Origin of the sequence: Bifidobacterium commune (genome assembly GCF_900094885.1) — a bacterium.
GTDB lineage: Bacteria > Actinomycetota > Actinomycetes > Actinomycetales > Bifidobacteriaceae > Bifidobacterium > Bifidobacterium commune.
Map to the genome: position 1 here is coordinate 932,164 of NZ_FMBL01000001.1, position 9,010 is coordinate 941,173.

Genomic DNA, 9,010 nt, shown 5'->3' on the forward strand with positions numbered 1-9,010 from the left:
GCCAACGGAACAACGATTGCACATCGCCGCACGATGACAGAGGCAGCGGGGTGACAATCCACAAGCGCAACGACTGGCACAGATGTAGTAAAACCATTCGAGGGGAAGATCGATGACGAGCGACGAAACAACCAATCTGACAGACAAGACAGACGACAACGGCTCCGCAGACCAGCGGCTTGACCTGCTTGAGAAGGTCGTCAAGCATGAGTGGAACCAGTTCCAAGAGACCGACAACGAAGGCGGGCGCGCAGCATGCCAAGGCAATTGGCCGACATTCCACCAGATGCGAGCCAGCCAGTTCATGACATGGCCGCAGGAGCTGCTCGAAAGCTATGCCGGCGACCTCGACGAGGCGGACCGAGCCGGCCGCAATCTTGTGACCGAAAAATATGGCCGAATGATGGCTTCGACCTGGCCTGACGAATACCGCAAGACCATCGAACCATATATCCCCGACCATTCGCACGAGCGCCTTGACCAGCAGGAGGATGTCATTGCCCAGCAGGTGCTGTGGGCTGACGATTTCCGCACACGCTACCCCAAGATCGGCAGCGGCATGCGCGTGCTGCGTACCAGCGAGGACACCCACGAAAGCACGTCGTTCGAAACCTATCTTCGTGGCGAACTGGGCACATATTCGGATACAACATTCGACCTATACCGCAGTTTCATCGCGGGCCTTGCCGCAGAGGGACGCAACCTGACCGAGGAAACCATACGCAACACGGTACTTGTGGGCGGTTTTGCGTCGCTCGATGAAGCCGAGACGCTCCAGCAGCGGGCGTAAAATATAAGCGCTGCGTTAGAGTGACACGCATGCGATTGCTGAAACGATATCTTTCTTCCGTGCTCATCTTCGTCATACTTACTGCGGTATTGGCGACGCTGGGCAATGCAATGATGCCGCAGTGGGATGTGCAGCCGCTCAGCAGTCATATCGAAGTGGATTCCACGGACACCTCCATTCAGGCACGTGACATATCGTCCGCGCAGCTTCCGGCAGGTGCCCAAAACGCGCAAGGGCAACAATCGGGAGCGCACGACGAGACATCGCTGAATACGCCCGCCGACCATAGTGCACTGCAGGGTGAAACCAATGCCGCGGCCGTGGATGCCGGACTCAAGACCCCGCAGGAAGGCACCTACCAAGTCAAAACCACGAATCTCCGCATTAAACTAGCCCCGAACGTCACCATCAACGCCATTCTTCGCTCTCCCGTCGGAGCCCCCGGCAAACGACCGGCCGCGCTGTTCATCCACGGTGCCGGCACAGGCAAGGCTAGCGAGGTTTACGGCGACATCGCATCAGCCATGAGTTCGGCAGGCATCGTCACGCTTGTTCCCGACAAACGCCTTGATACCTACTCCACCTTCCACCGCGACTATTACGCGATGGGCGAGGACTACATGACCTCGTTCAACACGTTGTGTTCACAGCCCAACGTCAACCCCGCGTTAACCGGCATATATGCTGAATCGGAAGGAACATGGATTGCCGAAGCGATGGCTCACCGCCATCATGACACGTTTGCTTTCATGATGCTGACGTCACCGCCGACGGTTCCGGGACGCAGCCAGATGACCATGGCCGCCAACACCTATCTTTCCGCGATTGATTCACCTGCGGGCCTGAAGCGCGATGTTGACAAGTTTATCTGCATGAACCTTGCTCCCTGGGGATTTGAATACGCCGATTTTCCGGCAAAACAGTATCTGGATGATCTCACAATGCCCCTGTTGGTGAGTTACGGGACCGATGACATTTCCATGCCTATCGAGCAAGGAGCGACGAACATTATCGAAGGCGCGGCGCGCGGCGGAAACTCCAACGTGGTTGTGCGCTATTATCATGCCAACCACCAGATGCGAGTCGGCGCCCGCACACCCGCACCAGGGCTGCCGCTTGATGCCCGATACACCCACGACTTGGAGGACTGGACGAACGCAGTCGTCGCGGGAACAAAAGCCGACGACTGGCTCACGCCACAGATCGCCGGAGATAAACCGAATCAACGCTTCACCGCTCCCGAATCCGTCACTCCGGGGATGGTTGGCTCCCTGAACACCATTCTGATACTTCTGTTTTCAACCATGCTTTGCCCTGTAATAGCGGCCTTCATCGGTTTGGGAGTCCTCGCGGAACGCAAGAAACGGCATGGCAGGGGCCGCTCCCCAATCACTGCAGCAACGAACGAGAACGCCCATACTTCGATCATTGCCGATCAGGCACTCAACAGACAGCGTGATTGCAACGAAAAACGTCCTTTCCCGCGCACCATGTTCGCCGCACTGACCTTGAATGGCTGCTGCACAATATTGAGCATCACGGCTGTTTTCATCTATATATTCGTTGCCGTGAAGTCTGCGCTTACGCTGACCCCTCAAGGAACCTTGTTGCGTTGGGGCTGGGCACTCCTTCAGATCATCGCGCTGGCAGACGTCGCTTTACTGACATGGCTCGTCGTGAAACTGTGGCGTTATCTCAGCAAGAGGCACACCGGCAGCACACCGAACGGCATCATAAATACAGATGGCGCGGCACCAGAAAGCTTCTGGACACCCGCACGTTTCGCCGTCTCTGCGCTATGCGTTATCGGAGCGGCGCTATCGACAATTACACTTGCTTTCTTTGGTCTGTACGGCTGGTAATCACAGATCAAGAAAGACGATTAGGTGCACTCCACAAAGAAATCCACTTCCCTTCGTTTTCACCGCAGCGGTAGCTCGCCTGAACATCACCGCGAGCATATTTCAACAAAACCTGAAGGCGGTCGGGCCGTATCCCTTCCAACAAGATGCGGCCCGACCGCCTACCGCATGAATGCGCCCTGTGACGTTATTCCTCCCCTCGCCCCGAGTGCGGTGTTTCTTTCGAATGATGTTTGAGCGAGGACAGCCCCAGCAATGCCGCGAGCACAACAAGCAGCATACCCAGCACTGCCATCGACAGAATCAACAGCTTGGGAACATCAACGGCTTGCGCGATTGGCGCCGTATTCAGCGGGAACATTCCGGCAATCATCAGAACCACCACCCCAAAAAACAGCGGCAACAGACTCAGAACAATGGTTGCCTTGCTGGGACCTGACGGAGGTTGAGGACCTGCCGGTTGCGCCGGAACATCGCGAGGGACCTGCACGTAGATTCCCGATGGTGAAGGCATGTTCCCCTGAGTCGGCATCTTCTGGGTTTCAGCCGCACCGTTCGTATCGGATTCAATGGGCGAAGTCATGCCCCCTTGAGTCGGCATTGCCCGGGTTTCAGCCACACCGTTCGTATCGGATTCAATGGGCGAAGTCTCCATTGTGTTGTCTTCAGTTGATGGGTTATTCATGCTCATCGCCTCCAAGTTGTTGTTGTTTTGCCATGAATGAATTGCGTATAGTCGGGAACCGTACTTTCGTCCGGGTATTGAACGATCACGCGCCCTTCGATGATGTATGGGGCACAGACGGTAAGCTCAGGCCCGTTTTTGGGCATCTTCCGCGAATCGGTGAACCATTCGTAGTCCTTGTTATGACCAACGGCAGGATTGAGCACAATGGGCTCGAAACTCCTTCCGCCGATGCCGACCTGTGTATTACGGCCGATGGAGACATAGCCACTTCCGAGCTCTTTGGCACCCAGGAAAATATCGTGAGATCCGCCTTCGCCAGCGACATATTCGTCGGGATCGTCAAATTCAACGCCATGCACATCCTCTTTTTGAGTGGCGCCATGGCTGAGATTGTACGAGCAACCCGCCGGTAAGGTGACAAAAACCGTCGCTTTGGCATCCGTCAGGTTAATTATTCCGGTCGGACAGCCTGATTGCGAGACGCTACCGTCTTTCAACTCGACATCATGCGTGTTGTGCGTCTTGGCATATTCGCTCAAGTCAATGTTGACGCCATCTACGTCAAGACGGTTCCCGTGGAACGCAACCCCCCGATTCAACTCCTTGAACTGCCGATCATCACTGCCGTCGAGCGCCTTAAACCCACTGACATTGACATATTTGTAGGCGCTGCTTGCCTCATTTGCTTGGGTTATTACCTCAGAATACATGAAATCGCTCATCACAAGGAGCACCGCAACCACGGCAGTGACCCACATCAAAGGATTCAGACCTCCCGAACGACGCCCGATCAGGCCAAGGACGGCGATCGTTACACCCAGAAACAGCAGAACCGCACCAATCCAATAGGTTGAGTACCGGAAGATATCACCCATATAGAGGGTATTGCTCAAGCAGTACCAAGCGATTAAAGCACCGGAAACGATGATGAAACCGACCGCCAGCAGCACGAGCACGAGGCCTGCCGGCTTGCGACGAACACGCTTAGGGACCCGTTGGTATGCCAAATGCTGCGCGGGCACAGAGGGTTGAGCCTGCGCCATATAGGTCGGAGGAACGTTAAAAGCGGACGAACCCTGACTTGGCGAAACCGAAGCCGGTTGCACATCCGCGGCAGGCTCCGATTCACGGGCAAATGCCGTGTAAGGACTCGATTCATTGCGATATCGATTATCCGCCTGAGCTGTTTGCTTTTGATGCTGTCCATCTCCGGCGACGGCATCACCGGAGTTTATCAACGCTTTGTTCCCCAAGATATTAACCATCACCAGCAAAACAGCCACAGCAATGATTGAGAACACTATGCATGCACTGAACGGATAAAACACCATGGCTGCTATAACGCACAGGACGATAGGACCAAGTTGCGACCACTGCCAATGCCCGTACACAAGCTCCTCACCGACGATTTTGTTGTCACGGCAGTCAGGCAGCAGCGCCCATCCCGCCGCATAAAAAATCGCACCAAAGCCGAAAAACACTGTAAGCGCAGCGATAACGGCACGCACGAGAATGGGACTGAAGTTATAGCGGACCGCTATACCATCGCAAACGCCCGCAATCCAGCGATCATTGCCGCGCATCAGTCCGCTACGCCGTACCCAGAGGAAGAAGCGATCAGCCATGCCATACTGATCTGGAGCCGAGTCACCGGAATCTGCCGGCCGCTGGTAATGATTATCATAAGTGTTGTTGTTCATACCTTCATTACAACACCATCGCAAAGCGCAAATGGTCAGGGAACACCCTGATTTAACCCTGATTTTTATGTAAATGCGCCCGTTGCCCCACCGGTAACATGGACAATGGAAGTATGGAACCATTGGATCAGAGTCAACCATATGACAGCGAACCGCGCGAATTTCAGGGTGCACCGGCGTTGCCATACCCGAATGCGCAACAGACAGCGGGAACGACGACTGGCCCTGCCGACGGTCAAGAAGAACGACAAACTGGTGGCAACTGGATTTCTGTCGAACAGGGGTTTTACATGCGAAACGATTCTCCGACCGCTGTGAAACAACGGCTACCGCTGCTGAGACCCAAAAAAGGACGCATCTTCTGCGGGGTGTGCCGGGGACTGAGTCTTCACCTGGGCGTGGCGGTGAGTTGGGTTAGAGTCGCTTTTGCGCTTTCGGCATTCCTATCGGGCGCCGGCGTTCTGGCCTACATCTTCCTTTGGGTGTTTGTTCCTGCCGGCGACCCATTGACCGCAGAGCAAGAATACCACAGAATCCGGCAACAGAACGAAAGTGCGCCACTTTCACGCGGGAATGTTTCCGCTGTGGCTCAACCAGCAGAAAATAGCAATGACGGCAGAAACCGGGAATCGGCGGACAACGCATTTGGCAGCGCTCCCGAAAACCTCGCCCAAGCATTCAAACATGCGTCCAAACCTTCGCTTATTGCATTGATCGGCATTGGCCTGATTGCTGTGGCTGTGACCTTGGAGACCAGCCCGTTGCCCAGCGATCTCACCTTCGGCAGCTTCATGATGCTGTGCGGAATCAGCGTGGCATGGATCCGCTTTAACGCGGCCGATGGGCAGATGCGCTACCTGCTCTTCGGCTTGGCGCTGATCGCTGGAGGCTATGCCATTTGTTCCAACTCCGAGACGTTCAGAAACCACTTGCCGACTTCCTCAGCAATCGCCGGAATCGCGCTACTTGCGGCCGCAACGTTGGCCATCGTCCCACTGGCGAACAGATTCATCCATGAACTGGGCCGTGAACGTGCGGAAAAGGAACGCGAGGAGGAACGCGCCGATATGACCGCACATCTCCATGACGGTGTGCTGCAGACGCTGGCGCTTATTCAACTGCACAGCAACGAGCCCAAAACCGTGTTCACGCTGGCACGTAAGCAGGAGCGCGAACTACGTCGATGGCTCTATCAGGAGCGCGTACCATCCGACCGGTCGGTGAGCAGCGGACTTAAGGAGATTGCGGCGCGCATCGAGGATGAATTTGGAGAGCCAATCAACGTGGTGACCGTGGGAGACACTCAGCCCAGCGCTCAGACCGATGCCTTGCTGAATGCCTGCGGGCAGGCCATTCTCAACGCCGCACAGCATGGCGCAGAGCCGATTTCGGTGTATTGCGAGGTCAGTGCGGCAAATGCCGAAGTGTTCGTGCGCGATCACGGCAACGGATTCAACCAAGACGAGGTGCCGCCCGACCGACTTGGCATTCGCCAATCCATCATCGGGCGTATCGAGCGCCGTGGCGGCAATGTCGGCATTGTTTCGCGGCCGGGTTGGGGCACGGAAGTCCATATGACCATGCCCATTCCCAAGGGGAACGGCAACGGACACAGCAATGTCGCCGATAGTGGCACAATGGCAAGCGAGACGAACACGGGAGGGGAGCATCAATGAGCGAGAAAACAGGAACGCAGGCGCAGGCAACTGCTGGTTCAGCGGATGGCTCGGTAGGCAGCTCGGCAGGTGGTGCGGTAGGCGGTTCGGTAGCTGGTTCGGCAGGTAGCTCGATTAACAGTTCGACAGGAGGCCTGGCAGGCAGTTCGGCAGGTAATTCGGCAGGTAATTCGATGGGCAGCTCGACAGTAGACTCGACAGGCAGTTCGACGAATGGCCCAACTGCTGGCACAGTTACCGACACAACCACCAATCCAGCCATCGGCACAGCTACCAGTTCAGTTACCGACACAGCTACCAGCAACACACCGAGAGGCGAGCGCCATGCCATTCGCATCGCCGTTGTTGACGACCATGAAATGTTCCGAGCTGGGGTGATTGCCACCTTGAGCCCGCATTTCGACATCGTCGGACAGGCGCCGGACGTGGAAGGTTCGGTGGCGATGATTGCCGATACCAAGCCGGATGTGGTGTTGCTTGATGTCCACGTTCCCGGAGGTGAAGGCGGTGGCGGCGCGGAAATCCTGCTTAAATCACGTCCCCTCTCCCCCGATTCCGCTTTTCTTGCGCTCTCCGTTTCCGACTCACCGAAAGACGTGGGCGCGGTGATCCGTGCGGGCGCCCTCGGCTACGTCACCAAGACCATCAGCGGTAACGACTTGAGCTCCTCAATCATCCAGGTTCACGAGGGCTATGCGGTGTTCTCACCGAAACTGGCCGGGTTCGTGCTCTCCACTTTCCAGGGCGCCGGTCCTGCCGAACAGGACGACGAGCTCGACAAACTCTCACATCGCGAGCAGGAAGTGATGCGTCTGATTGCCCGCGGGTACACATACAAGGAGATATCGGCGGAATTGTTCATCTCCGTCAAAACGGTGGAAACCCACGTCAGCGCGGTGCTCAGAAAGCTGCAGTTGTGCAACCGCGCCGAGCTGACGCGCTGGGCTGCCGACCGCCGGATTGTGTGAGGAACGGACTCCACCTTCAAGCTCGTTTGATTGGTGAGGTCGGCTTTATCTCCAAACTCGCGCGAACCGTGATCCTCGCTTTATTTTCAAGCTCATGGGATATGTAAGATTCACCTTACCTTCAAGTCTATGCGAGCCGTGAGGCCCGCCTTCATCCCAAGCTCATACAAGTTGTGTGGTTCGGCTCCATTCCTAAGCTCGTGTAGGCGGCATTCTGCAACTTCAAATGCCGCAAGGCATGAACTTTAGATTAACTTGCTGTGCAATGCATCTGCATCAGTGAACATGATGGCTTGCAGCCCCAGGTTTTCAAGTGTTTTAACGATTCGCTCATCGTTATAGATAAAGACCGTTGTATCCGGATCCACATCAAATCGCGAGATGGCACGACGAACCAAAACCGGATCAGGCAGCCGAAGCCCCTCATCGGCTGAAATTACCGCGTCTTGGAACATCCGAAGTTCCGAAAAGCGCCTCTGTGCCAGTTTCCAATGTTTCGAAGTCGCATTCGCCAATTGCCACAAACGAATCCCGGCCGAGTTGAGATCTCGCAGTACCTTACTCATCCCAGGCATCATGCCGACAAACCCGTCCACTTCATGCTCAAGGTACATTCTGAGCACCCAAGCGATGGCAGGCCCGTGATGCTTCTCGTACGAGGCAAGCACCCGTTCCTCATCCCAACCGCTTTCAAGCATCGCGAGATGAAAACCCATCCCCCACTCGTCGCTCGGATTGAGCATCATGTCGGCGATGCTCTGCGGATACTGCCCGACAATGGGCAACCGCCCGTCCCACTGAACAAGCAAGCCATCGAGCCCGAACACCACATCAGTCACACCTGTATCCATCACTCTCACGCCTTCTCATGCTTCGCCAGCCAAATCCGATACCACTCGCAAGTCTATAAGACCGTGCTCCAAAGCGCGACAAGCCTCATGACGCTATATCTGCCGACACACTATATTCATTAATCATTTCAGCGTGCATTCAATCTCAGCCACATTTCCCCGAAATTGGGCATAGAATCCATGAGGCATACACTACACGTAAGAATCTTTCGTCAAAATCACACTCAATTGATGCTACTGAATTAAAATCCACGTTCATATGAAAGAGAGCGACATCAGCAGAGTACCGTTTTGCTTTCATGGTGTCATTTCAATCGACGCTCCCGCGAAGGGAGCGACCGCTTGTGTCGCCCTTGACCCCTCTTGGGATGCGATTTCAATCCACGCTCCCAAGAAGGGAGCGACGAACGTGAACGATTGCTTGATAAACTCATCAGGATTCCAATCCACGCTCCCGCGAAGGGAGCGACCCGCC

General features: G+C 55.5%; 7 protein-coding genes. 4 read left to right on the top strand and 3 right to left on the bottom strand.

Annotation, left to right across the window (positions count from 1 at the left end):
- Positions 1–112 precede the first annotated feature (112 nt).
- Both GA0061077_RS03770 and GA0061077_RS03775 read left to right on the top strand, forming a co-directional pair.
- Positions 113–790: a DUF4125 family protein gene (locus GA0061077_RS03770; RefSeq protein ID WP_091847518.1), complete on the top strand. Its 678-nt coding sequence runs from the start codon at positions 113–115 to the stop codon at positions 788–790.
- Positions 791–819: 29 nt separating this feature from the next.
- On the top strand, positions 820–2,652 hold the full coding sequence (locus GA0061077_RS03775; protein ID WP_091847519.1) for an alpha/beta hydrolase family protein: 1,833 nt from the start codon (positions 820–822) through the stop codon (positions 2,650–2,652).
- 187 nt (positions 2,653–2,839) lie between these two features.
- Here the strand turns inward: GA0061077_RS03775 and GA0061077_RS03780 are convergent, their stop codons facing one another.
- Together GA0061077_RS03780 and GA0061077_RS03785 are read right to left on the bottom strand one after the other, a co-directional pair.
- Positions 2,840–3,337 (bottom strand): hypothetical protein, encoded by a 498-nt coding sequence (locus GA0061077_RS03780; protein WP_143249596.1) that lies wholly within the window; start codon positions 3,335–3,337, stop codon positions 2,840–2,842.
- A gap of 2 nt (positions 3,338–3,339) precedes the next feature.
- A complete protein-coding gene (locus tag GA0061077_RS03785; RefSeq protein WP_159426908.1) occupies positions 3,340–5,040 on the bottom strand; it encodes a PspC domain-containing protein in 1,701 nt (566 codons plus the stop codon).
- Between the two features lie 290 nt (positions 5,041–5,330).
- Here GA0061077_RS03785 and GA0061077_RS03790 point away from each other — a divergent pair, with 290 nt between their 5' ends.
- Complete coding sequence (locus tag GA0061077_RS03790; protein WP_091847658.1) at positions 5,331–6,716, top strand: ATP-binding protein; 1,386 nt, start codon at positions 5,331–5,333, stop codon at positions 6,714–6,716.
- A 173-nt stretch (positions 6,717–6,889) separates the two neighbouring features.
- Complete coding sequence (locus GA0061077_RS03795; RefSeq protein WP_091847659.1) at positions 6,890–7,684, top strand: LuxR C-terminal-related transcriptional regulator; 795 nt, start codon at positions 6,890–6,892, stop codon at positions 7,682–7,684.
- A 245-nt stretch (positions 7,685–7,929) separates the two neighbouring features.
- Here the strand turns inward: GA0061077_RS03795 and GA0061077_RS03800 are convergent, their stop codons facing one another.
- The gene (locus tag GA0061077_RS03800) at positions 7,930–8,535 is read right to left on the bottom strand and encodes an HAD family hydrolase (protein WP_091847522.1); all 606 of its coding nucleotides are present in this window, start codon (positions 8,533–8,535) and stop codon (positions 7,930–7,932) included.
- Positions 8,536–9,010: the final 475 nt, after the last annotated feature.